Origin of the sequence: Dickeya zeae NCPPB 2538 (genome assembly GCF_000406165.1) — a bacterium.
GTDB lineage: Bacteria > Pseudomonadota > Gammaproteobacteria > Enterobacterales > Enterobacteriaceae > Dickeya > Dickeya zeae.
In genome coordinates this window covers 594,011-617,659 of sequence record NZ_CM001977.1, presented here as the reverse complement: position 1 = coordinate 617,659, position 23,649 = coordinate 594,011, and the positions used below count along the sequence as shown (strand labels likewise).

Below are 23,649 nucleotides of genomic sequence, written 5' to 3'. Positions count from 1 at the left end.
ATTGAGCTACCCAACATGACGTTATCAGGGAATGAGTAAAAACGGGCTGTCGCCAGCCCGTGAGTCTCGCTTATCCGCCGAAAGTCAGGCTACTGCTTTGTACCCCAGCGTATTTCTGGGCAAAGGTTTTGGCCTCAGAAACCGTCTTCAACGTGTAACTGTAATTGGAGGACGGCGTCCACTTGCTGGCCGACGAGGTTTGGTTGGTAATGGACGGTGTACTACCGGTATCGGTAAACGTCCCGTTCCCTTTGTCGTCCAGCATCCCTTTGTTACTGCTGCTGGTAGTACCAAAATAGTTATATTCGGACACAATCTTGGCATTCTGTGCCAGTGTGAACCCCAGTTGGTATTTGTCGATGAAGTTGTTATAGGCGTGGAAATAGCCGTAACGCATCAACCCCGGCGCGCGCACGTAGATATTGCTGAAATAGCAGTGGCAAATAGTCAGGTGAGGGTAACCGTCGTAAGTGGAACCATTGCTGCTGCCATCCTGCGGATAACCTAAGATCAATCCGTATTCATGGTTTTTAAACAGGCAATTGCTAATGGTGATGTAATCGGCTTTGTCTCCGATATAAATCAGTTTATCCAGTCCACCGTCGGTCAGCGTATAATCGTGGCCAGGGAAAGTGAGGTGATCCAGCCAGTATTTACTACCGCTCGTGAGGTAAATCTGAATATCGTCATTACCGTTGATAGTGCTGGTATGTTTAAACGTCAGATTTTGAAAAATAATATTCTTCGAACTCGACGTACTGCGAAAATGAATATTGGTCAGCGTATTACTGCTATAAGAACCAATAATCGATTTATTCGCCCCCAGCGATACCTTGGTTAATGCGCTGGCACTGATATTGGCATTAATCACCAGAATTTTCGCATCTGTTCCCGCCACATGGGTTTTCAGGTCGCTCAGACTGGTAATCGAAACCACAGTACCGCCGACACCACCAGTGGTGCCGCCCGCTTTTGCAAAACCGACCATACCGGAAGTGCCAGTAGTTGGATAGGCCATAATAATGCTCCTGTCGAAATATCCCGCCATACTTCAGGTTACAGGTGCGTTGGCTGTGTTTACTTACCCCAGAGACTTACCAGAATAAGCTCACGAGAATGCACTCAATTGCTGCTTTTCTGTAACTCGAACTAATTTGGGTATAGATGAATGAATAAAAAGAGAAGGGCTCTCTTTTTTCTTGCCTGATAATTCAGACATATTTACCCTACAACAGGAATTTATGACGTTCATTATTTTAGTATTGGCTCACTTACTGCACAACGGACAGTATACCCCCCTCAAAAAAACACATACAAAAAGAAAAAACAAAGAAGACAATTAAATTATAAATAAAATATTAATCCATTCAGGAAAATAAAAAACAAATATAATTACCAACAATAATAATACCAAAAATAAAACAGTTCTGCCCTGACCACTCGTCAGGGCAGAGAACGATAAAACGCCGCAGCCTCGTTGGCCAGTGCGTCCAGATGGGCACGGATCAGATTAATTTTCTGCAATAACGGATTACGTTCAGGGGACTGATCCATCATGTTGACCCTGGTCACCAGCTCATTGATTCTGGCGCACAAGTCCGCTTCGCGCTGACGCGCCTGTATCAGTTGCACGTGGAGCTGCTGATAGTCGCGCTGCCAGATCTGCTGTTGTCGGCTGACACTGGCCTCCAGCGCCTGCAATGCGCTTTCCAGCCGTGATTCCAACTCTTCGATACACATGGGGGTTCCTTCTGACGTGCCTTCTCTGACGTAACCTGCGGATTATAATGACAGTCCCGTGCGACAACAAATGCCATTCGGAATCACCGGGTTTTCACCGAGCGCAGCACGACGAATTTCGCATTGCTGGCAACGTTCTGGCAGTTGCCAAACAGCCGTTTCAGCTTGTGAAAATAATCCAGATGACGGTTGCCGACTATCCGCAACTCCCCACCTACCGTCAGACAACGACGCGCATCAACAAACATCTGCCAGGCAATGTCATCGGTGATCGCTTGTTGCTGGTGAAACGGCGGATTACACAGTATCGTCTGCTGACTATCCGGGCCGACGCCTGCCAGTGCATGGTTCACGACAAAGCTGCTGCGGTCCCTATCCTGCGGCCGGTTGTCTTCCACATTGCGCTGGCTGGAAGCCACCGCCATATAAGACTCGTCGAAAAAGCTGACCGATGCCTGCGGGTTCAGCGCCAGCGCAGTCAATCCAATCACGCCATTGCCGCAACCTAAATCAACGATTTTACCGTCCAGTTGCTCTGGCAGATGTTGCATAAAAAACCGCGCGCCGATATCCAGCCCGCTGCGGGAAAAAACGTTGGCGTAATTATGAATACGAGCATTGTGGATAGGACTGGCGGCCTCATCCAGCGGCCAGACCGTTATCACCGGGTTGCTGTCCACCAGGTTGTCATCGATAACACGCGCTTGTGGCTGACAGTGAATCAAGCGGGCCTTTTTCCATGCCAGCGAGGTACGGGTCGGCCCCAGAATTTGCTCGAACAGTTGCAGCGTAGAAGTGTGAATATCACGCGCTTTCGCCCCTGCGATAATCACGGTTTGCGGCGTCACCACCTCCCGTAACTGGCGCAATTGATGCTCCAGCAACGCCAGCGTTTTCGGCACTTTCAACACTACCAGTGCCGGTGCGCTCGGCAATGGGGAGAGACTGTCTTGCAACGTGACCGACTCCGGCGCGTAACCATTGAGCGACAGGTTATGTCGGGTCGCCAACTGACTAAGGAACGAGTCGCTGATGCAATAAGGTGCCTGCGACTGCAAGCCACAGGCCAGTGCACCGAACGCATCGTTGAAAATCAGCCAGGGACCGGGGCCAATCGGCATCGTCGCCAGTTCCCGCAACAGATACTCATCCGCCGCTTCCCATGCCTGCAACAATGATTCACGTTCAGACTGCGGGTAGCGGACCAGCGTCAGGTTATGTGTTTCCAGCTCAAGTTGGCTCATGGCCTCTCCTGCAATACAAAATCTGGCGCTGTTTATCCCTTAAAACAGCGTCGCAGTAAATGGTTTTCCGGCAACGTAGGACAGTTCGTTACCTCTACGCTCTATTATACTGAGGTATCAGGCCATTGCGGTGTACATGAACGCATCAGATTGTCATGCGTGGCAAGCCAGGGGTTGACCCTGTACAGAAGCTATCCTATCTTTTGTCGTGCAAAGGGGAGTAACTTCTCGCTGGTTAATCGTCATTACAGTGCAAGCGCACTCGGTTACCAGGCAACCTTAATGACTTTATCCGCATTAAGTTGTAAGTGAGACCTTGCCAGCAGGCGAGGTCCATTTGCAGCATAGTGAATAGCAAACGGCCTGTGCCTTCTGACACAGGCCGTTTTGTTTTCTGACAACTGGGCCAGAACACACTTCCTCATGGGAAAGGCACTAAAGGATACTGTTATGGTAACGATAGGAACCCCGCTGCTGTGGAGCAGCTTCGCCATCATCGTGGTAATCATGCTGGCTATTGACCTGTTTTATCAGGGCAAGAAAGGCTCGACGGTGATGACGTTTAAACAGGCCGCCGTCTGGTCGCTGGTGTGGGTCAGTCTCTCACTGTTGTTCAACTTTGGCTTCTGGTGGTATCTCAGCGGTACGGCAGGCCGCGATGTGGCCGATGCTCAGGCACTGGCGTTCTTTACCGGTTACCTGATTGAAAAAGCACTGGCCGTCGACAACGTGTTTGTCTGGCTGATGCTATTCAGCTATTTTTCCATCCCCGCGCAGTATCAGCGCCGGGTACTGGTGTATGGCGTACTGGGGGCGATAGTCCTGCGTACTATCATGGTGTTTGCCGGTAGCTGGCTGGTTTCTCAGTTCCAGTGGCTGCTATACCTGTTTGGGGCGTTCCTGCTGATAACCGGGCTTAAAATGGCGCTGGCGAAAGAAGACGACGCCGCCATCGGCGAGAAACCGGTCGTGCGCTGGCTACGCGGTCACCTGCGAATGACCGACACCCTGCAAGGCGATCGTTTTTTCATCCGACAGAACGGCTTGCTGTACGCCACACCGCTATTTCTGGTGCTGGTGATGGTGGAAATCAGTGATGTCATCTTCGCGGTAGACAGTATCCCAGCGATTTTCGCCGTCACCACCGACCCGTTCATCGTGTTGACGTCAAACCTGTTCGCCATTTTAGGGTTGCGCGCCATGTACTTCCTGCTGGCGGGCGTGGCACAAAAGTTCTCTATGCTGAAATACGGTCTGGCGGTGATCCTCGTGTTCATCGGCATCAAGATGATGCTGATAGACCTGTTTCACATTCCCGTCGCCATTTCACTCAGCGTGGTGGCCGCTATCCTGCTGGTCACCATCCTTATCAACATCTGGGTTAACCGGCGCGCCGGACAGTAACGCCATCCTGTCAACGTCGCCCTATCACGCTACGCGCCCCGTCTGAAGACGGGGCATTTTTTAGGTGTGTCGGGTTCTTTTTTCAGGCGCGGTTCTCAGGCGCTTTTGGTAGATGTTCTCAGGCACTTTTGGTAGAAGAGTGCGGCTCATCCACCCTGAACGGGTCGATACCGTTACGCTGCATACGCCAGAAGCGGATGATATTGAAGCCGTTTATCACCAGAAAACTGGCTTCGATCAACGAGCCACCAATCGACCCCAACCAGATATTGTGTGTCACCCACAGCGCGGTCGAACACCAGATGATGCAACGGGTCGTCAGTCCGTGTGCACGGAACAATGCCCAGGTACTGCACACCGTACCGATAATCGGCAACAGTTCCATCGGGTGTTTTACGCCCGGCAACCCGAGCGACAGCGTCAGGGCGATAAACACGAACATCACCACGATATTGCTGGTTTTCAGGGTCACTAATGTACGGCCTGAATTGAGCAGAGCACTGATGCCTGCCGCGTTCGCGCCCATCAGGAAGAAATGGCAGGCGATAACCGCGCTATAGACGGAGAGTTGGATTTTGAATTTTTTTTCACTGCGGTTGAAAAACATGGTGATACCGACAAAAAAAGCCAGTACACCAACAGCCTGGGCAAACACGTAAGAAGTCATGATTCCTGCCTTAAAGCGCCATGATGAAAAAACGGCGTTCAAATAATGAAACGCCGTTTTATTTTATGTGAAATCGTTTAGATTTACAACGCCAGGCTTATCACGATCGGTTTTATAACGTTACACCGCTCTTAAATATCGCCAGTTCGCGGAAGTCGTTGATTTCGTTTTTCGCCAGTTTACCGTTGGCTATCTCGACAATCAGCTCAACAAACTGCGACAGCAGCTCATCCATCGACATCCCATGAATCAGACGCCCGGCGTCAAAATCGATCCAGTGCGGTTTCTTCTGCGCCAGTTCGGTGTTGGTCGCCAGTTTCACCGTCGGCACAAAGCCGCCGTAAGGCGTACCGCGACCGGTACTGAACAGCACCATATGGCATCCTGCACCGGCCAGCGCACTGGTCGCCACCGCGTCGTTACCCGGCGCGCTCAGCAGGTTCAACCCCGGCGTATGCAGGCGCTCACCATACTTGAGCACGTCCACCACCTTGCTCTGCCCGGCTTTCTGGGTACAACCGAGGGATTTCTCCTCCAGCGTAGTGATACCACCTGCTTTGTTGCCTGGCGATGGGTTCTCGTAAATCGGCTGGTTATGTTCAATGAAATACTGTTTAAAATCATTGACCATATGCACGGTTTTCTCGAATGTGCTCTCATCACGGCAGCGGCTCATCAGAATACGTTCGGCACCGAACATTTCCGGCACTTCGGTCAGCACCGTCGTGCCGCCGTTGGCGATGAGATAATCAGAGAACCGTCCCAGCAGCGGGTTGGCGGTAATACCAGACAGCCCATCCGAACCGCCGCACTCCAGACCAAATTTCAGCTCGCTCAGTTTACCCGGCTCACGGCGATCGTCACGCATCACCTGATACAACTGGTGCAGGCGTTCCAGACCGGCTTCTACTTCATCTTCCTGCTGCTGGCAGATCATGAAGTTAACGCGATCGGCGTCGTACTCGCCCAGCGTGTCACGAAACGCGGACACCTGATTGTTCTCACACCCCAGACCAATCACCAATACCGCCCCGGCGTTCGGGTGGCGCACCATGTTTTGCAGCATGGTACGGGTATTTTCATGGTCCTGACCCAATTGCGAACAACCGAACGGGTGGGTAAACAAATACACGCCGTCGATACCTTCCGCGTCATGGGTTTCCTTGAGGAAACGCTGCTGGATCTGACGGGCGATACCGTTGACGCAACCGACGGTCGGCAGGATCCACAATTCGTTACGGATCCCGACGTCGCCGTTTTTACGGCGGTAAATCTGCACTTCACGATCCGCCATCTGCTCCGGCAGACTGATGAACTCCGGCTGATAGTGGTATTCATCCAGATCGCTCAGGTTGGTTTTCGCGTTCTGAGAGTGGATGTGCTCACCTGCGGCAATCGCCGCCAGTGCATGACCAATCGGCAGACCGTATTTCACGATCATCTCGCCTGACGCAATCGTCTTGAGGGCGAATTTATGCCCGCGCGCCACCGCCTGCGGCAACGCCAGGGTGACATCACCAACCGACACCGTCTCGCCCTGTTCCAGATCGCGCAAGGCAACGGCGACATTGTCCAGTGAGTGAATTTTAATGATGCTCTGCATGGGGACGACCTTATGCGATTAGCAATAACCTGCTAACGCATCGCGCATGCCGCGCTCAACGATAGCCTGCAGTTGTTCGGTGACCAGCGCCGCCAGACCGGGCACCAGCGTCAAATCCTGCTCCCAGTGTTCCGCATCGCTCAGCACGGCGTTCACCACCTGCGCCAGCGACGTGGTACCGGCACGCACGCCGCTCCACAGCACTTCGTAACGCTCCAGCCAGTGGGCGTCGTCCTGCAACGGATAGCGGTCATCGTTGCGCTCGCCGCGATAAAACGCAATCAACGCCGCCAGCGCAAACGTCAGGCGCTTGGGCAACGCGTTATGACGTTCACGGTACATCAACAGTTGCGGCAGAATGCGGGTACGGAATTTGGTCATGCCGTTCAGGGCGATAGACAGCAACTGATGCTGAATGAACGGGTTTCTGAAACGGCTCAGTACCGCCTCGGCAAACGACATCAGCTCGTCATGTGGTAAATCCAGTACCGGTACGATCTCTTCGGCAATGGTGGTTTCGACAAATTTGCCTATCTGGGCATCATTCATCGATTCGCCCACGGTATCGAGGCCTGCCAGAAACGCCACCGGCACCAGCGCGGTGTGGGCACCGTTCAGAATGGCCACCTTGCGCTCTTTATACGGCTTGATGTCATCAACAATGCGTACGTTCAGTTTCAGTTGGTTCAGGCGCAGTTCTTCCGCCAGCCATTGCGGCCCCTGAATCACGAACAGATAGAAGTACTCAGCGGTATCCAGGAAGGTGTCCTGATAACCCAGCTCCTGTTGTAACGCGTCCACTTCATTGCGCGGATAGCCCGTCACAATGCGGTCCACCAGCGTTGAACAGAAGGTGTTGTGCTCGTTGAGCCAGGTGGTGAACGCAGCCGGCAGCGCCCATTGCGCCGCATAACGCAACACCAGTTCTTTGAGTTTTTCGCCGTTGTAATCAATCAATTCGCACGGCAGCAGCACCCAGCCTTTATCGGCGGCGCCATTAAAATGGTTGAAGCGTTCGAACAGCAGGCGGGTCAACTTCGCCGGGAAGCTGGCTGGCGGCGTGTCAGTCAGTTTGTCATCAGCATGGTAGCTAATACCGGCTTCCGTGGTGTTTGAAAACACAAAACGGATGTTGGCGTCATGTGCCAGCGCCAGATACTCATCAAACTGACGGTACACGTTGATTTCACGGTTAACCGAGCGGATAAGGCGTGGCTCGCGCACCGCGTCACCCTGTTCGTTCAGGCCGCGAATAATGGTGGTATACAGCCCATCCTGGGTATCCAGAGCAGGAGGGAAATCGGTATCAATCGGACGAACCACAACAATACCCGCATCCAGATCAGTATGTTCATTCAACAGATCCAGTTGCCAGTCAATAAAGGCGCGCAGGAAATTGCCTTCACCAAATTGAATAACGCGGTCAGGATGACGACGGCCAGGAAAATCACGACGATTAAGCGTTTGCATTAACAAGCTACCTCAGAACACGACACTTCGGGACAAACGCCAGTCGGTACAGCCATCAGATCATTAAACAGCGTCAGGTCAGCACGACAGCGTCAGGGCGGCAGATTCAGCACCCTGCGCCAGCCCGAAATCACCACATTGACAGACGGGCCCGAGACGGGCCCGTCCTCCCTTTTTCTTACAACTCGATACCGAAATAATTTTTGGCGTTATCGAAACAGATATTTTTCACCATCTCGCCCAGCAACGGCAGGTCGCCCGGCGCTTCGCCGTCTTCCACCCAACGGCCGATCATCTGGCACAGAATGCGACGGAAGTACTCATGGCGGGTGTAGGACAGGAAACTACGGCTGTCGGTCAACATACCGACGAAGCGGCTCAGCAGGCCCAGTTGCGCCAGTTGTGTCATCTGACGTTGCATACCGTCTTTCTGATCGTTGAACCACCAGCCGGAACCGAACTGCATCTTGCCCGGCATCCCTTCCCCCTGGAAGTTACCGATCATGGTGCCCAGCACTTCGTTATCACGCGGGTTCAGGCAGTACAGGATGGTTTTCGGCAGCAGGTTTTCTTCATTCTGCTTACTGAGCAGACGCGACAGCTCTTGCGCCAGCGGGCGGTCGTTGATGGAATCGAAGCCCACATCCGGGCCCAGCAGGTTGAACTGGCGCAGGTTGTTGTTACGCAGCGCACCGATGTGATACTGCTGTACCCAGCCGCGACGGGCGTATTCAGCCCCCAGCCATACCAGTACCGCGGTTTTGAACTGCGCCACTTCGTGTTCACTCAGGGTCGCGCCGGACAGGCGGCGAGCCAGAATGCCATCCAGTGTGGCTTCATCTGCGTCGGCGTACAGCACCACGTCCAGCGCGTGGTCGGACACTTTACAGCCGTGTGCGGCGAAGTGGTCCAGACGTTTGGTCAGCGCGGCCTGCAAATCGCTGAAACGACGGATATCGGTATCAGACACTTCACCGAGCTTCGCCATATAGTCGTTAAACGTCGCCTGTTCGATATTGAAGGCTTTATCCGGACGCCAGCTCGGCAGCACTTTGATGGAGAAGGTTTTATCTTCAGCCACCGCTTTGTGATGCTGTAGGTCATCAATCGGGTCATCGGTGGTACCGACCATTTTGACGTTCATCTGCTGCATGATGCCACGAGCGCTGAACTCATCACGTTCCAACAGTGCGTTGGTGCGGTTCCAGATGTCTTTAGCGGTAGACGGCGACAACAGTGTGCCGGTGATGCCGAATGGACGGCGCAGTTCCAGGTGCGTCCAGTGATACAGCGGGTTACCGATGGTGTGCGGGACGGTAGCAGCCCAGGCTTCAAATTTCTCCCAGTCGCTGGCGTCACCAGTACAAAAACGCTCTGGTACACCATTGGTACGCATGGCACGCCATTTGTAATGGTCACCCTTCAACCAGATGTCATACAGGTTTTTAAAGCGATAATTCTCGGCAATCTGCGCAGGCGGCAAATGGCAGTGGTAATCAAAAATAGGCTGATCCGCTGCAAATTCATGATACAGCCGACGGGCAAACTCAGTATCCAACAAAAAATCTTCACTTAAAAACTGGGGCATGTTCGCTTCCTCACACTACATTTGCCAACCAAAACGCGGTCACGATTACAAAGATATCACACCAATTATCTGCAATAACCTACATCATTAGTGAGGTCATGATCTCAAAAATGACAGAAATCGCTTTCAATTACACCATTTTTACGCTTTCACCGCCTCAGGAGGCCCTGTTTGTCGGCCAGATTATTTTATTCCCCAGCAAAATAATGGTTTTGTGATATCACTCAACTTTTAAATTGGTATGACAAATTATTGTAGCGCTGCCTGATGAGGGGATTCAATCTCAATATCGTCAACCAGGTTGAACCCCACCGGAAAACAATAAACGCGTACGGCGGGATCGCCGTCGCAGCCCGCCAGCTGTGCCCGGCGGCAGGGCAACCGGCCAGGCGGCAACTCCCGCAGGTTTTGACCGGGGTGCATAGAAGCGCTCCGTCACTTTCAGCGTGGTCGACACCTATCGCAGCAGACTGATAACGGTATTCGTTGCGGTAATTACACTCGGAGAGATATTTAACATGTTCAAGATCAAAGGCTTGCGCTGGTACATGATCGGACTGGTGACCATCGGTACCGTTCTGGGCTACCTGACGCGTAACGCAATTGCCGCAGCGGCACCGACACTGCAGGAACAGCTCCATATCAGTACTCAGCAGTACTCCTATATCATCGCGGCCTACTCAGCCTGTTATACCGTGATGCAACCTGTTGCCGGTTATGTGCTGGATTTACTGGGTACCAAAGTGGGTTACGCCGTGTTCGCCATCCTGTGGGCGTTGTTCTGCGCCGGTACAGCGTTAGCGAGCAGCTGGGGTGGTCTGGCTGTAGCGCGCGGCGCAGTCGGCGCGGCGGAAGCAGCGATGATTCCCGCCGGTCTGAAAGCCAGTAGCGAATGGTTCCCGGCCAAAGAACGCTCTGTTGCAGTTGGCTATTTCAACGTGGGTTCATCAATCGGCGGCATGCTGGCTCCACCGCTGGTTGTCTGGGCTATCATGGCACACAGCTGGCAGATGGCATTTCTGGTCACCGGTGCATTGAGCATGTTGTGGGCAATCGGCTGGCTGTATTTCTATAAGCACCCGAAAGATCAGAAAAAACTCAGCAAAGAAGAACGCGACTATATTCTGGGTGGTCAGGAAGCACAGCATCAGGCTGGCAACGCCAAGAAAATGTCCGCCTGGCAGATCCTGCGCAACCGTCAGTTCTGGGGTATCGCCCTGCCGCGTTTCCTGGCTGAACCAGCCTGGGGGACATTCAACGCCTGGATCCCGCTGTTCATGTTTAAAGTCTATGGCTTTAACCTGAAAGAAATCGCCATGTTTGCCTGGATGCCGATGCTGTTTGCCGACCTCGGCTGTATCCTCGGTGGCTACATGCCGATGCTGTTCCAGAAGTACTTTAAGGTTAACCTGATCGTTTCTCGTAAACTGGTTGTGACGCTCGGCGCGCTGCTGATGATTGGCCCAGGTACCATCGGCCTGTTCACCAGCCCGTACATTGCCATCGCGCTGTTGTGCGTCGGCGGTTTTGCTCACCAGTCCTTGTCTGGCGCGCTGATTACGCTGTCTTCCGATGTTTTCGGTCGTAATGAAGTCGCCACCGCCAACGGTTTGACCGGGATGGCTGCCTGGACTGCCAGTACGCTGTTTGCTCTGGTGGTCGGTGCACTGGCTGACACTATCGGCTTTAGCCCGCTGTTCGCCGTACTGGCTATCTTTGACCTGTTGGGCGCAGTGGTTATCTGGACAGTACTGAAAAACAACCCTGCTGCCGAAGAGGGCAACAAAGACGCGGATCTGAAAGCCGCACAGCAGCACTAACAGAGAAATTTCTGCCTCACGTCGTTCATCCGGTATCATAGGGTACCGGATGAATCCTTTCTTCTGGGCGAACCCTGGCCGCTAACTGTGACATGGGCATTGGTCGCCATCTATTGTGGGTGGTATAACAAATCTATTCTGATTATCATTCTATATACCCCAGGTCATTCGAGTTGCAGGACAACCAGCCCGCGTATGAAAGCTGGCAATAAATGTAAAGCGGCCTACCGGGCAGGACCAGAAAGCCAGTACACCTGCAACGGGAAACATGACGGGGATATTAACGACACACCATAACGGGATAGACGCAGTGACGCAGCTTACCTCATGGAGCGTCATCTATCTTAAGAGCAGGCATCATGGCACTGACAGAATCCAGGCGGCTTTACCAGCAACTGGCCGCAGAATTGAAACAACGCATTGAAAACGGCGTGTATCCGGTAGGTGACAAGCTACCGGCCGAGCGCAATATTTCCGAAGAGATGAATGTCAGCCGTACTGTGGTACGCGAAGCGATCATCATGCTGGAAGTGGAAGGTTACGTGGAAGTCCGTAAAGGTTCCGGTATTCACGTGATCTCGAATCAACAGCGCCACCTGTTGGCCGCTAACGGCAGCGATGCCGATTTTCTCACCGCTGGGCCATTTGAACTGTTACAGGCTCGTCAGCTGATAGAGAGCAATATTGCGGAATTCGCCGCCACCCAGGTGACTCGTCAGGACATTATCCAACTGATGGAAATTCAGGAGAATGCCCGTCAGGAAGATCGTTTTCGCGACTCAGAGTGGGATCTGAAGTTCCATGTGCAAGTGGCACTGGCAACGCAGAACTCAGCCATGGCGACGATCGTAGAAAAAATGTGGAGCCAGCGCATTCACAACCCATACTGGCGCAAACTGCACGAACACATTGACGACAAGTCGATTGAAAGCTGGTGCGAAGATCATGACCAGATCCTCAAGGCGTTGATCCGTAAAGATCCTTACGCAGCTAAGCTGGCAATGTGGCAGCACCTGGAAAACACCAAACAGATGCTGTTTCGTGCCACTACCGACGATTTTGAATTTAACGTCGACCGCTATATGTTTGCCGAAAATCCGGTTGTCCACCTCGACCATATCACCAGCGGCAAATCCTGAATTTTCTCACCCGTTAGCGCCTATTGCCCCCACCCTTCGGGGGCAAAAAAAGTCATCCAACGTCGAGTTCTGTCAGCAAGTGTAAAATATGACGGCAATCACACGATTTTCCCGCTAGACACCTCGTTATACGTTTTCAGAACGTGATATTTTCCTATCTCGCCTGCATGGCTTTTGTTACAGTTAGGACACTTTTTTTACGTTTAATGACTGGCAGAACGACCTGACCGGCAAAAAACGGAAAGGAATAATACCGGGCGTGAAAAATACACGGATAAAGAAATAAGTATGCCCGGTGCGCAAATCGCTGGCAGGAAAGCACAGGACGACATGTGAAGGAATACGCAACCGATGTTCAGTCATGACCGCTCTGCGTACCTGACTTGTCAGGCTGGTGTTGACTGGCCGCAGGTTCCCAGCGTGGTTTCTCCAACGCCGCAGTACAGGAACACCAGATGGATATAATGAAAGAACTTTTGTATGCGCTCTGGCATCAGGATTTCACTGTTCTGGCCGACCCCAAATTCGTCTGGAGGATTTATCTGCTGTTGTTTCTGATTCTATTTCTGGAAAATGGTCTACTGCCAGCCGCCTTCCTGCCGGGTGACAGCCTGCTGTTTCTGGTCGGGGTGCTGATCGCCAAAGGCACCATGAGCTACCCGTTTACCATCGCCTTGCTAACCGTCGCCGCCAGCCTTGGCTGCTGGGTCAGTTACCTGCAAGGGAAATGGCTTGGAAATACGCACGTCGTTCAGGGATGGCTATCGCATCTTCCGGCACACTATCACCAGCGTGCTCACCAGTTATTCCATCGTCATGGGTTATCAGCCCTGTTGATGGGTCGCTTTCTGGCTTTTGTGCGAACCCTGTTGCCGACCATTGCCGGGTTATCCGGGCTGAACAATGTCCGCTTTCAGTTTTTTAACTGGATGAGCGGCTTTTTGTGGGTCACCAGTTTGGTTTCTCTCGGTTTTGCACTAGGCAACACACCGTTATTCCGCAAATACGAAGACCTGTTGATGTCCTGTCTGATGCTGCTGCCGCTGGTTTTACTGTGCGTCGGGTTGGCTGGCTCGATACTGGTGCTCTGGCGTAAAAAACGCATGATGTCACGTGAAAAAAGGAATTGATTGATGAACTTCTCTGGGCTTAGGAAGCCCTTCATCTGGCGTCCAGTGTTGCTGCTGTTTCCACTGCTGGCATTGCTGTTGTCTATGTCGTCACCGCGCCTGCCGGACGAAGTGATGCTGCACATTACCCCGCTACATCAGGGCGTAACATTGCCGGATGGTTTCTACATCTACCAACGCCTTAATGAACGGGGTATCGCTATCAAAAGCATTACCCCGGAAAACAACAGCATTATTGTGCGGCTGTCTTCACCGGAACAAAGCGGTGCGGCCAAAGAAATACTGAGCATCGCACTGCCGAATACCGTCGTCATCGCCCAGCGTACCCATGGCACGACACTGGTTGCCAGAAGCTGACGCCTCCCGTTAATCGTCTGAACTGGTTTGCTTTTCTTTCACTTTTCATCCCTTTCACCTTTCATCTCTTTCATTTTTGATCCCTTTCGCTTTCCATTTTGCTGTTCAATGGCTCCCCGCTCTTTCCTCTTTGTTTTTCCTGGCATTCAACACCGCCCTGTTGCGGGTTATCAGAATTATCCGTCGTCATTGCGCTAACAAAGATGAAAATCTGCACTATAGTTAACACGACGATTAGTTAACACTATGATTCATCAACTAAAGGAGTATTCATATGGCACAAGAATCCGATACCGAACAGTTGCGGGCGGAACTGCGCTCTTTGGGAGATACTCTGGAAGAGGTGTTACGTTCCTCTGGCGATAAGTCCAAAGCCGAACTGGAAAAACTGCGCGACAAAGCAGAAACCGTGCTGAAAGAATCACGCGAGCGCCTGAACGACACCGGGGATCGTATTACCGCACAAGCCCGTGAAGCCACACAGTGTGCCGATGAGTTTGTGCATAAAAACCCCTGGACCGGGGTAGGCATCGGTGCTGCCGTGGGTGTCGTGCTGGGCCTGTTGCTGGCACGCCGCTAATCTATGACGACAGAATCACCACGTCAAGGCCCCGGCCGTTCCGCCGTTTCTACGGTACAACGCATTTTCGCCTTACTGATTGGCATGGCGGAAACGCGGCTCAGGCTGGCGGTCATTGAGCTGGAACAGGAAAAAAACCTGCTGATTCAGCTGTTGCTGATGGTCGGCATGACATTGCTGTTTACGGCCTTTGGGCTGATGAGCCTGATTGTACTGATCATCTTGAGTATCGACCCAGCGTCGCGCCTGACAGCACTGTGCTGGATTACCGCCACCTTGTTCGGGCTGGCCTTATGCGGCGTGGTGTGGACGCTCAAACGCGCGCGCCGCTCCACGCTGTTGCGCGACACCCGTAAGGAACTGGCGGCAGACCGTTCACTGCTGGAGGACGAAACCAAATGAACCGTCAGCAACGCCTGGCTGCCGAAAAGCAGCAATTGTTGCACCGCATTCAGCAACAGCGGTTAGATCTGGCCGCCGAGAAAAACCACTGGCTGGACCTGACCGCACCCTACGATGAGTGCTGGCAAAAATGGGCGCGAATTCGTCGCTATCTGGTGCTAATACCACCGGCCATCGCCATTCTGGGAATACGCCATCCACAACGACTGGTCGGATTTGCGCGTCGGGTCGCCACCGTCTGGAGCACAGTAAAACTCGTTCGATCCATATTACCGCCGCCGCGTCGTTAAGCTCGTTTTCTCGCTGTTGCCAACCGTTTGCCTATCAAACGCCGCACGTTTCATCCAAATCCGTATTTTTGTATGCAACAGGACTTATGCCCTTCCCTCACGATTTTTGTCAGTTAGCTCGCTACATGGTCAATTTTTCTGACAAAAAACAACAATTTTACTCGCTGGTGTCTGCACGTTTACACCTCTAGTATTCCTTCCATCAGTTACACAAACACTTAGACAAGCTACTGCCGGATGCGCCCCCTATCAATTTTGCTCCGGCCGCAAACACACTACTGGAGATATCGATGAAAAATTTTGAAAATGCATTGCTGGTTGTTGCCCGTATCCTGATGCCCATTCTGTTTATCGTCGCCGGTTACGGCAAACTGGGCGCCTCTTACGCCGCAACTCAGCAATATATGCAAGCAATGGGCGTTCCGGGTGCGCTGCTGCCGCTGACCATCCTGCTGGAACTGGGTGGCGGTCTGGCGGTACTGTTCGGTTTCCTGACTCGCACTACTGCTATCATCACCGCGCTTTTTACCCTGTTGACCGCATTCATTTTCCACACTGATTTTGCTCAGGGTGCTAACCAGCTGATGTTCATGAAAAACCTGTCTATCGCTGGCGGCTACATCCTGCTGTTTGTTAGCGGTCCGGGCGCATTCAGTATCGACCGTCTGCTGAACAAAAAATGGTAATAGCAGTCTGAATTATCAGCGGAGTAATACCACCTGATTATCTCATGGCGGTCGACAGAATACTGTTGACCGCCATTGTCGTCATTCTGGGAGGACTCGGTTATGGGATTGTTGGTTGACGGTGTATGGCACGATACCTGGTATGAAACCCAGTCATCCGGCGGGCATTTCAAACGGCCGCAGACATTTTTTCGCAACTGGGTTACCGCCGATGGTGAACCCGGCCCCACAGGCAGCGGTGGATTTAAGGCAGAAACGGGCCGCTATCACCTGTATGTATCCCTGGCGTGCCCGTGGGCTCATCGCACCTTGCTGATGCGAAAATTCAAAGGGCTGGAACAACACATCGGCGTTTCCGTGGTACACCCACTGATGCTGGATCAAGGCTGGACCTTTGGCACTGACTTTCCACAGGCCACCGGCGACACACTTTATCAACACGAATTCCTGTACCAGCTTTATCTGCACGCGAAAGCTGACTACAGCGGGCGTGTTACCGTCCCTGTATTATGGGATACACAGCAGCACACCATCGTCAGCAATGAATCAGCAGATATCATTCGTATGCTTAACAGCGCCTTCGACGGTTGCGGGGCAGTACCGGGTGATTACTATCCGCTGGCGCTACGCGGGCAGATAGACGAGCTCAACGAGTGGATTTACCATCAGGTCAACAATGGGGTGTATAAAGCGGGTTTCGCCACAACGCAACAGGCTTATGACGAGTCGGTCGGTTTGGTATTTAGCGCACTGGAGAGACTGGAAACACTCCTCGACAGGCAGCGTTATCTGACTGGTGAACACCTCTCTGAGGCCGATATCCGGTTGTGGACAACCTTGATCCGCTTTGATCCGGTCTACCATACCCATTTCAAGTGCGACAAACGCCGGATAAGCGATTACCCCAACCTGTATGGTTACCTGCGTGACATCTATCAACTACCGGGGATCGCTGAGACGGTCAATCTGGAGCATATCCGCCACCATTACTACCGCAGTCATGGCACCATCAACCCTCACGGTATTATTTCCGTTGGGCCGGAGATGAATCTGGATGCGCCACACGGTCGGGACAGGCGTTACCCGTAACCCCATACTGTCCGCTGCGAGCAGGCTTTATGGCGTAACACCGTCGCGTGATTAACATCAGCGACGGTGTTGTGTCATATTCAATTTGCGTTAAATATGCGGGGAATTTCCCGTAAAAACCACGCCTTGGCTTCGCCCATGCTATCACGCCGCCATGCCATGATGATTTGGACTTCGATGATGTTTTCCGGACTGACAACTCGCAGCCTGCCCTCGGCAATATCCTGAGCCACCCGTTCATAGGGCATTGTCGCCACCCCCAGTCCGGCCAGCAACGCCCGTCGCTTGTCATCCATCGAACTCACGGTCAAACGCGGCTGCTTATCCAGCAATTGCACCGTTAATACAGGGCGCTCGCGGGCGGTATCGGCAATCGCGATACCGCGATATTTAACCCGCGTCACTTCCGATAACGGCTCCGGTTCATCGTGAATCGGATGGTCAGGGCTTGCCACATACACGCTCTTCATGGAATAAAGCTTGCGGGTGTTGATTTCTGAAGACGAGCGAAAGTGCATGTCCGGCGCGATAACGATATCTGCCCGTCCTTGCTCAAGCCGTTCCCATGCCCCTGCCAGCACCTCCGTCAATAATGACACCTGGGTATTGGCTTTAAGCGACAATTTATCCAGCAAAGGGAAAAAACGCTCGGTCGGCACCAATGCTTCCATCACAATGGTCAGATGGGTTTCCCATCCACGTGCCAGGGCTTCGGCATCCGTCGTCAACTTATCGGCAGCTTCCAGCAAGATGCGCCCACGCTCCAGCAGCATACGCCCGACATTGGTGAACTTCGTACGATGCCCGGAACGGTCGAACAACACGACATCCAACTCATCTTCCAGTTTCTGCATGGTATAACTCAGGGCAGAAGGTACACGCCCCAGCTCATCGGCCGCAGCGGCAAAACTTCCCCGGCGATCGATAGCATCCATGACTCTCAAGGCTTCTAGTGTTAGTGCCCGTTCCTTTGCCATTTATTCACTCATTCAGGATTTTTGAACGTACCGACCAGATTAACTGGCTAACAATCCATCGTCCAGACAATTACTATCGCTTCATCAATAATTCTCAGGGTCGAATACCATGATCATTAGCAGAGCAGCAGAACAATGCGGCAAGGCTGACTATGGCTGGTTGCAGGCGCGCTATACCTTTTCTTTCGGTCATTACTTTGATCCTGATCTGCTGGGCTTTGCCTCGCTGCGGGTGCTCAATCAGGAAGTACTGGCCCCCGGCGCCTCCTTTCAGCCACGCTCCTATCCTCGCGTGGATATCCTGAATATCATCTTGCAGGGTGAAGCAGAATATCGTGACAGCAACGGCAACCATACCCGGGCCAAAGCTGGCGAGGCCTTGTTGCTCGCCACGCAACCCAATATCAGCTACAGCGAGCACAATATTGGCAGTGAGACGCCGCTGACCCGGCTACAACTGTGGCTGGACGCGTGTCCGACACGGGAGAACCAATGTCTGCAACGGTTGCAGGTGGAAGAGCAGCAGCCTTATCAGTTGATTGCATCGCCAGATGAATCGGCCAATGCCCTCCATCTGCGTCAGCAGGTCTGGATCCACCATGTGAATCTGGCCGCCGGTGAACAACATCACCTGACACTGAACGGCAATCGGGCTTATCTGCAGTCGATTTATGGCACTCTGCATATTAATGGGAATAGCGCGCCGATACCGAGCGTATTACGTTGTGGCGACGGTGCGTTTGTTCAGCAGGAAAAGAGCATTATTATTCGGGCAGAAACCGCCGCACGTGCATTACTGATAGACCTGGTGGTCTAAGTACCGCCAGGTTCACCAGATGAGTCATCCTAAAACGAGAGCAACCCAAGTAACCTCGATGTCGCTATCTCGGCGTTTTTATCCAGTCATGATACTATGCCGGGATAATTTCACACTCGTTTCAGGGTTACTGCAATGGATTCAACCAATCCGGACAAACTTGTTGCCCAGGCTGAACAGCTTTGTCAGCAACGCAATGTACGTCTGACGCCTCAACGTCAGGAGGTGTTGCGTTTGATGGCCCTGCAGCCTGGTGCGATCAGCGCGTATGATCTGCTGGATCTGCTCCGTGTTTCCGAACCGCAGGCCAAGCCCCCCACCGTCTATCGCGCACTGGATTTTCTGCTGGAACAAGGTTTTATCCATAAGGTGGAATCCACCAACAGTTATGTGCTGTGCCATCATTTTGAGGAGCATAGCCATACGTCGGCGTTGTTTATCTGCGATCGGTGCGGGCAAGTGACAGAACGCCAGACGGAAGGGGTGGAAGAAACCCTGCACCAGTTAGCCAAACAGGCAGGTTTTGCCTTGCGCCACAGCGTGGTGGAAGCACATGGTTTGTGTGGCGAATGCCAGCAGGTTGAATCTTGCGAACATCGGGACAGTTGCCATCACGATCACAGCATCCCCGTGAAAAAACGCTGAACAGCGAAAACCGACCACGCCGTGCCGAGTGTGAAGCGTTGCTTCACACTGTTTTATCCTGATGTCTCTTGAAGTTATTGCTTCTTCTGAACTCATTTCTGAATTCATCGCCCTTCCCTGACGCTACGATGTAACGCATCGGCCCATCCCTGACGTAAACCGGAGATCAAACTGGGGGATAAAGGTGCCCATCCAGACACGCAGGACACCAGTATGGGTAATGCGCATCACCCATCAAGGGCGGACTGGAACAGGGGCGTCAGCTCCAGTCGCTGTTGCGGATAACACCCACCGCCAACCCTTCAATGGAGAAATTTTGCTCGCGCAAATCGACAACGATCGGTGAAAACTCTTTATTCTCTGCCAGCAACTGCACAATGTTGCCCTGCTTTTTCAGCCGCTTGACCGTCACTTCATCTTCAATGCGCGCCACTACAACCTGACCGTTACGCACATCCTGCGTTTTATGCACCGCCAGCAGGTCGCCGTCCAGAATACCGATGTCTTTCATCGACATCCCACTTACCCGCAGCAGAAAATCAGCGCTGGGTTTAAACATGGCCGGATCGACCTGATAGTGACATTCGATATGCTGCTGAGCCAGCAGCGGCTCACCGGCAGCGACACGGCCAATTAACGGCAGACCTTGGTCTTCTTCTTCCATCAACAGGCGGATTCCGCGAGAAGCACCCGTCACGATTTCAATGACGCCTTTACGTGCGAGCGCCTTGAGGTGTTCTTCGGCTGCATTGGGCGAGCGGAAGCCCAACTGACTGGCAATTTCGGCCCGGGTGGGCGGCATACCGGTTTGTGAAATATGATCGCGAATCAGATCATAAACCTGCTGTTGTCTGGTAGTTAGCGCTTTCATTCCGCCCCCTGTTTGTTTATACAGTTTCGCTGTGAGTATATACAGGGAAAGTGCCTATGGGAACCGCGAGATCGCTATTACACGGATTTTTCTGTGATTATGCAGAGCGTCACGCAAAACGGCTCCACAGTATCCCGCCCCACACGACTGCCGCCAGCAGACAGGCGACGAATACCGCCGCCGAGCCGATGTCTTTGGCCCGGCCTGACAATTCGTGGTAATCCGTACCGACGCGATCCACCACAGCTTCAATCGCGCTATTGACCAGTTCAAACAGTACGATCAGCACGACCGCACCGATCAACAACAGTCGCTCCACCATGGAAACCGGCAACCAACAGGCAATCACCACCGCGACCAGCGTAAGCAGGAGTTCCTGTCGAAACGCCGCCTCATGCTGCCATGCCTGTTTCAATCCTTGCAGCGAATAACCCGTCGCTTTGATGATGCGGGTCATTCCGGTTGCTTTGTTCATGCGTACTCCGCCTTTAATTTGTGATTGGCCATGATTTTAACGCGCAGCCCTGTTTTCATCACCACAGATATCCTGTCTGGTTTCTGGTATCCTTGGCCCGAATTGCTAACAAGAGGCTTCTGGTTGTTATGTCAGGTTGGCGTATAATTTACTATAAACTACTGAATTTCCCGCTAAAATTACTGGTTAAAAGTAAGGTCATTCCACAGGATCCCGTTAATGAACAACGGTTGGATCCGGCGCGGCCCATTTTCTATGTCCTGCCTTATAACTCCAAGGCGGATTTGCTGACTCTGCGCACGAAATGTCTGGAGCAAGGCTTGCCCGATCCGTTGCAACCGCTGCAGATTGACGGAAAAACCTTACCGAGCTACGTGTTCGTTAATGACGGCCCACGTCTGTTCCGTTATTACGTGCCTAAACAGCAGTCGATAAAGCTGTTCCACGATTATCTGGATCTGCATCGCAACAATCCGCAACTCGATATACAGATGGTGCCGGTATCCGTCATGTTTGGTCGTTCGCCCGGTCGCGAAGGGCAGAGCCAAGGCACACCGCATCTACGCCTGTTGAACGGTATTGAGAAATTTTTCGCCGTGTTATGGTTGGGACGCGACAGTTTTGTACGTTTCTCCGTCCCCGTATCACTGCGTTACATGGCGACCGAGCACGGCACCGATAAGACTATCGCCCACAAACTGGCGCGCGTAGCACGGATGCACTTTTCTCGTCTGCGGCTGGCGGCAGTCGGCCCGCGTTTGCCGGTCCGTCAGGAGCTGTTTAATAAGTTGCTGTCTTCCCGCGCTATCGCCAAAGCAATTGACGATGAAGCCCGGGTTAAAAAGATTTCGCATGACAAAGCGCAGCAAAACGCCATCACGCTGCTGGAAGAGATTGCTGCCGACTTCTCTTACGAAGCCGTGCGGTTATCAGACCGTGTACTGAGCTGGACCTGGAACCGCTTGTACCAAGGCATCAACGTGCATAATGCCGAACGGGTACGTCAGTTGGCGCAAGACGGACACGAAATCGTCTATGTTCCCTGCCACCGCAGTCACATGGACTATCTGCTGCTCTCCTACGTGTTGTACCATCAGGGCCTGGTGCCGCCGCATATCGCTGCCGGCATTAACCTTAACTTCTGGCCAGCGGGCCCCATTTTCCGTCGCCTTGGCGCGTTCTTTATCCGCCGCACGTTCAAGGGCAACAAACTCTATTCCACACTGTTTCGCGAGTATCTGGGTGAATTGTTCACGCGGGGCTATTCGGTGGAATACTTTGTCGAAGGCGGCCGTTCCCGTACCGGTCGTTTGCTGGAGCCTAAGACTGGCACGCTGGCCATGACCATTCAGGCGATGCTGCGCGGCGGGACTCGCCCTATCACATTGGTGCCGATTTACATCGGCTATGAACATGTGATGGAGGTGGGCACCTACGCGAAAGAACTGCGCGGCGCGACCAAAGAAAAAGAAGGTTTCCTGCAAATGGTGCGCGGGTTACGCAAACTGCGTAACCTCGGTCAGGGATACGTGAACATCGGCGAACCGCTGTCGTTGAGCACGTACCTCAACCATCACGTACCGCAGTGGCGTGATGCCATCGATCCTATCGATCCGCAACGACCGGCCTGGCTGACGCCAACCGTGCAGGATATCGCCGATAACATCATGGTGCGTATCAACAATGCCGCAGCAGCCAACGCGATGAACCTGTGTTGTACTGCGCTGCTCGCCTCCCGTCAGCGGGCGTTAACCCGTGAGCAGATGGAAGAGCAACTGGAGTGTTACCTGCAACTGCTGCGTAATGTCCCTTACAACCAGGACGCCACCGTGCCGAATCGGACCGCCGCCGAGCTGCTGGATCACGCGCTGGGTATGGATAAGTTTGAGGTGGAGAAGGATAACGTCGGCGACATCATCATCCTGCCACGCGAGCAGGCGGTGTTGATGACGTACTATCGCAATAACATCCAGCATATGCTGGTACTGCCGTCGTTGGTTGCCAGCATCGTAATGCACTGCCGTCGTATCACGACAACAGAGCTGTTACGCCAGATAACGCTGATTTATCCGCTGCTGCAGGCTGAATTGTTCCTGCATTACGAGAAAACCGCACTGGCGAGTGTACTGAATGACCTGATCGCTGAGCTGGCAAATCAGCAACTGATTCAGACTCGAGATGATGTGCTGGAACTGAACCCCGCGCGTATCCGTACGTTGCAATTGTTGGCCGCCGGTGTGCGTGAAACGCTGCAGCGCTATGCCATTACGCTGGCATTACTGAGTGCTAACCCGTCCATCAGCCGTGGTGCGCTGGAGAAAGAAAGCCGCAGCATGGCGCAGCGTCTGTCTGTATTGCATGGTATCAATGCGCCAGAGTTTTTCGACAAGGCGGTCTTCTCAACGCTGGTCAACACATTGCGTAACGAAGGGTACGTCAGCGATACGGGTGAAGCCGTGCTGGAACATGTGCAGGCCATTTACGCCATTCTGGGTGAACTGCTCACGCCAGAAGTCAAACTCACCATTGAAAGCGCCAGCCTGGCGCAGGAAAGCAGCGAAAGCGAACCCGCGGTGAGTCTGGCTGAAAAGGAAAAAGAAAAGGAAGACGTCGAGTAACGGTTGGGGCCCTGCGAAAACATCGCAGGGCTCGTTT

The 23,649-nt window shown here is 52.9% G+C and carries 24 protein-coding genes; 13 read left to right on the top strand and 11 right to left on the bottom strand.

Features of this window, described 5'->3' with window-relative positions; all coding sequences use genetic code 11:
• Positions 1-70: 70 nt before the first annotated feature.
• From DZE2538_RS02835 to rlmG, 3 genes are all read right to left on the bottom strand, one after another.
• On the bottom strand, positions 71-1,018 hold the full coding sequence (locus tag DZE2538_RS02835; protein ID WP_038915541.1) for a pectate lyase family protein: 948 nt from the start codon (positions 1,016-1,018) through the stop codon (positions 71-73).
• Between the two features lie 425 nt (positions 1,019-1,443).
• A complete protein-coding gene (locus DZE2538_RS02830; protein WP_023638883.1) occupies positions 1,444-1,740 on the bottom strand; it encodes an MbeD/MobD family mobilization/exclusion protein in 297 nt (98 codons plus the stop codon).
• 83 nt (positions 1,741-1,823) lie between these two features.
• Positions 1,824-2,984 (bottom strand): 23S rRNA (guanine(1835)-N(2))-methyltransferase RlmG, encoded by a 1,161-nt coding sequence (gene rlmG, locus DZE2538_RS02825; RefSeq protein WP_038915540.1) that lies wholly within the window; start codon positions 2,982-2,984, stop codon positions 1,824-1,826.
• A 450-nt stretch (positions 2,985-3,434) separates the two neighbouring features.
• Between rlmG and DZE2538_RS02820 the strand changes: the two genes are divergently transcribed.
• On the top strand, positions 3,435-4,388 hold the full coding sequence (locus tag DZE2538_RS02820; RefSeq protein ID WP_038915539.1) for a TerC family protein: 954 nt from the start codon (positions 3,435-3,437) through the stop codon (positions 4,386-4,388).
• A 118-nt stretch (positions 4,389-4,506) separates the two neighbouring features.
• On the opposite strand, the gene DZE2538_RS02815 is transcribed toward DZE2538_RS02820, so the two are convergent.
• The 5 genes from DZE2538_RS02815 to DZE2538_RS21080 all read right to left on the bottom strand — a co-directional run bounded on the left by DZE2538_RS02815 (position 4,507) and on the right by DZE2538_RS21080 (position 10,139).
• The gene (locus DZE2538_RS02815) at positions 4,507-5,055 is read right to left on the bottom strand and encodes a YgjV family protein (RefSeq protein ID WP_038915538.1); all 549 of its coding nucleotides are present in this window, start codon (positions 5,053-5,055) and stop codon (positions 4,507-4,509) included.
• Positions 5,056-5,167: 112 nt separating this feature from the next.
• Complete coding sequence (locus DZE2538_RS02810) at positions 5,168-6,658, bottom strand: UxaA family hydrolase (RefSeq protein ID WP_023638880.1); 1,491 nt, start codon at positions 6,656-6,658, stop codon at positions 5,168-5,170.
• Between the two features lie 18 nt (positions 6,659-6,676).
• Positions 6,677-8,128 carry a tagaturonate reductase gene (locus DZE2538_RS02805; RefSeq protein ID WP_019843772.1) on the bottom strand — a complete coding sequence of 484 codons (1,452 nt, stop codon included), beginning with the start codon at positions 8,126-8,128 and terminating at the stop codon, positions 6,677-6,679.
• A 178-nt stretch (positions 8,129-8,306) separates the two neighbouring features.
• The gene (gene uxaC / locus DZE2538_RS02800; RefSeq protein ID WP_026357804.1) at positions 8,307-9,716 is read right to left on the bottom strand and encodes a glucuronate isomerase; all 1,410 of its coding nucleotides are present in this window, start codon (positions 9,714-9,716) and stop codon (positions 8,307-8,309) included.
• Positions 9,717-9,965: 249 nt separating this feature from the next.
• Positions 9,966-10,139 (bottom strand): hypothetical protein, encoded by a 174-nt coding sequence (locus DZE2538_RS21080; protein WP_012883299.1) that lies wholly within the window; start codon positions 10,137-10,139, stop codon positions 9,966-9,968.
• 95 nt (positions 10,140-10,234) lie between these two features.
• Here DZE2538_RS21080 and DZE2538_RS02795 point away from each other — a divergent pair, with 95 nt between their 5' ends.
• From DZE2538_RS02795 to DZE2538_RS02755, 9 genes are all read left to right on the top strand, one after another.
• Complete coding sequence (locus DZE2538_RS02795) at positions 10,235-11,536, top strand: MFS transporter (protein WP_038915536.1); 1,302 nt, start codon at positions 10,235-10,237, stop codon at positions 11,534-11,536.
• Between the two features lie 359 nt (positions 11,537-11,895).
• Positions 11,896-12,675 carry a transcriptional regulator ExuR gene (gene exuR, locus DZE2538_RS02790; protein WP_012883297.1) on the top strand — a complete coding sequence of 260 codons (780 nt, stop codon included), beginning with the start codon at positions 11,896-11,898 and terminating at the stop codon, positions 12,673-12,675.
• 455 nt (positions 12,676-13,130) lie between these two features.
• The gene (locus DZE2538_RS02785) at positions 13,131-13,805 is read left to right on the top strand and encodes a DedA family protein (RefSeq protein ID WP_019843769.1); all 675 of its coding nucleotides are present in this window, start codon (positions 13,131-13,133) and stop codon (positions 13,803-13,805) included.
• 3 nt (positions 13,806-13,808) lie between these two features.
• A complete protein-coding gene (mzrA, locus tag DZE2538_RS02780; RefSeq protein ID WP_019843768.1) occupies positions 13,809-14,162 on the top strand; it encodes an EnvZ/OmpR regulon moderator MzrA in 354 nt (117 codons plus the stop codon).
• 274 nt (positions 14,163-14,436) lie between these two features.
• A complete protein-coding gene (locus tag DZE2538_RS02775) occupies positions 14,437-14,742 on the top strand; it encodes an ElaB/YgaM/YqjD family protein (protein ID WP_019843767.1) in 306 nt (101 codons plus the stop codon).
• 3 nt (positions 14,743-14,745) lie between these two features.
• Positions 14,746-15,144 (top strand): phage holin family protein, encoded by a 399-nt coding sequence (locus DZE2538_RS02770; RefSeq protein WP_019843766.1) that lies wholly within the window; start codon positions 14,746-14,748, stop codon positions 15,142-15,144.
• Positions 15,141-15,434, top strand: a complete 294-nt coding sequence (locus tag DZE2538_RS02765) for a YqjK-like family protein (RefSeq protein WP_038915535.1) — start codon at positions 15,141-15,143, stop codon at positions 15,432-15,434. Before DZE2538_RS02770 ends, DZE2538_RS02765 begins: the two co-directional genes overlap by 4 nt.
• A gap of 290 nt (positions 15,435-15,724) precedes the next feature.
• A complete protein-coding gene (locus DZE2538_RS02760) occupies positions 15,725-16,120 on the top strand; it encodes a DoxX family protein (protein WP_023638876.1) in 396 nt (131 codons plus the stop codon).
• Between the two features lie 102 nt (positions 16,121-16,222).
• On the top strand, positions 16,223-17,209 hold the full coding sequence (locus DZE2538_RS02755) for a glutathione S-transferase family protein (RefSeq protein WP_038915534.1): 987 nt from the start codon (positions 16,223-16,225) through the stop codon (positions 17,207-17,209).
• A gap of 80 nt (positions 17,210-17,289) precedes the next feature.
• Here DZE2538_RS02755 and DZE2538_RS02750 read toward each other — a convergent pair whose 3' ends face one another.
• A complete protein-coding gene (locus tag DZE2538_RS02750; RefSeq protein ID WP_016943159.1) occupies positions 17,290-18,186 on the bottom strand; it encodes a LysR family transcriptional regulator in 897 nt (298 codons plus the stop codon).
• 109 nt (positions 18,187-18,295) lie between these two features.
• On the opposite strand from DZE2538_RS02750, the gene DZE2538_RS02745 reads away from it, so the two are divergent.
• Positions 18,296-19,003 (top strand): pirin family protein, encoded by a 708-nt coding sequence (locus DZE2538_RS02745; protein ID WP_023638874.1) that lies wholly within the window; start codon positions 18,296-18,298, stop codon positions 19,001-19,003.
• A gap of 135 nt (positions 19,004-19,138) precedes the next feature.
• Positions 19,139-19,648, top strand: coding sequence for a zinc uptake transcriptional repressor Zur (gene zur / locus DZE2538_RS02740; RefSeq protein ID WP_016943161.1), 510 nt, complete (start codon positions 19,139-19,141; stop codon positions 19,646-19,648).
• 259 nt (positions 19,649-19,907) lie between these two features.
• Here the strand turns inward: zur and lexA are convergent, their stop codons facing one another.
• Together lexA and DZE2538_RS02730 are read right to left on the bottom strand one after the other, a co-directional pair.
• The gene (lexA, locus tag DZE2538_RS02735) at positions 19,908-20,519 is read right to left on the bottom strand and encodes a transcriptional repressor LexA (protein ID WP_012883286.1); all 612 of its coding nucleotides are present in this window, start codon (positions 20,517-20,519) and stop codon (positions 19,908-19,910) included.
• Positions 20,520-20,628: 109 nt separating this feature from the next.
• Positions 20,629-20,994 (bottom strand): diacylglycerol kinase, encoded by a 366-nt coding sequence (locus DZE2538_RS02730; protein WP_019843762.1) that lies wholly within the window; start codon positions 20,992-20,994, stop codon positions 20,629-20,631.
• 128 nt (positions 20,995-21,122) lie between these two features.
• Here DZE2538_RS02730 and plsB point away from each other — a divergent pair, with 128 nt between their 5' ends.
• On the top strand, positions 21,123-23,612 hold the full coding sequence (gene plsB, locus DZE2538_RS02725; RefSeq protein WP_038915533.1) for a glycerol-3-phosphate 1-O-acyltransferase PlsB: 2,490 nt from the start codon (positions 21,123-21,125) through the stop codon (positions 23,610-23,612).
• The last annotated feature ends 37 nt before the right edge of the window (positions 23,613-23,649 follow it).

Coding starts and splice junctions, on each gene's coding strand:
- DZE2538_RS02760 (WP_023638876.1), top strand. CDS start 15,725: ATGAAAAATTTTGAAAATGCATTGCTGGTTGTTGCCCGTATCCTGATG.
- DZE2538_RS02770 (WP_019843766.1), top strand. CDS start 14,746: ATGACGACAGAATCACCACGTCAAGGCCCCGGCCGTTCCGCCGTTTCT.
- DZE2538_RS21080 (WP_012883299.1), bottom strand. CDS start 10,139: ATGCACCCCGGTCAAAACCTGCGGGAGTTGCCGCCTGGCCGGTTGCCC.
- DZE2538_RS02775 (WP_019843767.1), top strand. CDS start 14,437: ATGGCACAAGAATCCGATACCGAACAGTTGCGGGCGGAACTGCGCTCT.
- DZE2538_RS02750 (WP_016943159.1), bottom strand. CDS start 18,186: ATGGCAAAGGAACGGGCACTAACACTAGAAGCCTTGAGAGTCATGGAT.
- DZE2538_RS02830 (WP_023638883.1), bottom strand. CDS start 1,740: ATGTGTATCGAAGAGTTGGAATCACGGCTGGAAAGCGCATTGCAGGCG.
- uxaC (WP_026357804.1), bottom strand. CDS start 9,716: ATGCCCCAGTTTTTAAGTGAAGATTTTTTGTTGGATACTGAGTTTGCC.
- mzrA (WP_019843768.1), top strand. CDS start 13,809: ATGAACTTCTCTGGGCTTAGGAAGCCCTTCATCTGGCGTCCAGTGTTG.
- lexA (WP_012883286.1), bottom strand. CDS start 20,519: ATGAAAGCGCTAACTACCAGACAACAGCAGGTTTATGATCTGATTCGC.
- DZE2538_RS02795 (WP_038915536.1), top strand. CDS start 10,235: ATGTTCAAGATCAAAGGCTTGCGCTGGTACATGATCGGACTGGTGACC.
- DZE2538_RS02805 (WP_019843772.1), bottom strand. CDS start 8,128: ATGCAAACGCTTAATCGTCGTGATTTTCCTGGCCGTCGTCATCCTGAC.
- exuR (WP_012883297.1), top strand. CDS start 11,896: ATGGCACTGACAGAATCCAGGCGGCTTTACCAGCAACTGGCCGCAGAA.
- DZE2538_RS02730 (WP_019843762.1), bottom strand. CDS start 20,994: ATGAACAAAGCAACCGGAATGACCCGCATCATCAAAGCGACGGGTTAT.
- plsB (WP_038915533.1), top strand. CDS start 21,123: ATGTCAGGTTGGCGTATAATTTACTATAAACTACTGAATTTCCCGCTA.
- DZE2538_RS02810 (WP_023638880.1), bottom strand. CDS start 6,658: ATGCAGAGCATCATTAAAATTCACTCACTGGACAATGTCGCCGTTGCC.
- DZE2538_RS02820 (WP_038915539.1), top strand. CDS start 3,435: ATGGTAACGATAGGAACCCCGCTGCTGTGGAGCAGCTTCGCCATCATC.
- DZE2538_RS02815 (WP_038915538.1), bottom strand. CDS start 5,055: ATGACTTCTTACGTGTTTGCCCAGGCTGTTGGTGTACTGGCTTTTTTT.
- DZE2538_RS02765 (WP_038915535.1), top strand. CDS start 15,141: ATGAACCGTCAGCAACGCCTGGCTGCCGAAAAGCAGCAATTGTTGCAC.
- rlmG (WP_038915540.1), bottom strand. CDS start 2,984: ATGAGCCAACTTGAGCTGGAAACACATAACCTGACGCTGGTCCGCTAC.
- DZE2538_RS02835 (WP_038915541.1), bottom strand. CDS start 1,018: ATGGCCTATCCAACTACTGGCACTTCCGGTATGGTCGGTTTTGCAAAA.
- zur (WP_016943161.1), top strand. CDS start 19,139: ATGGATTCAACCAATCCGGACAAACTTGTTGCCCAGGCTGAACAGCTT.
- DZE2538_RS02785 (WP_019843769.1), top strand. CDS start 13,131: ATGGATATAATGAAAGAACTTTTGTATGCGCTCTGGCATCAGGATTTC.
- DZE2538_RS02745 (WP_023638874.1), top strand. CDS start 18,296: ATGATCATTAGCAGAGCAGCAGAACAATGCGGCAAGGCTGACTATGGC.
- DZE2538_RS02755 (WP_038915534.1), top strand. CDS start 16,223: ATGGGATTGTTGGTTGACGGTGTATGGCACGATACCTGGTATGAAACC.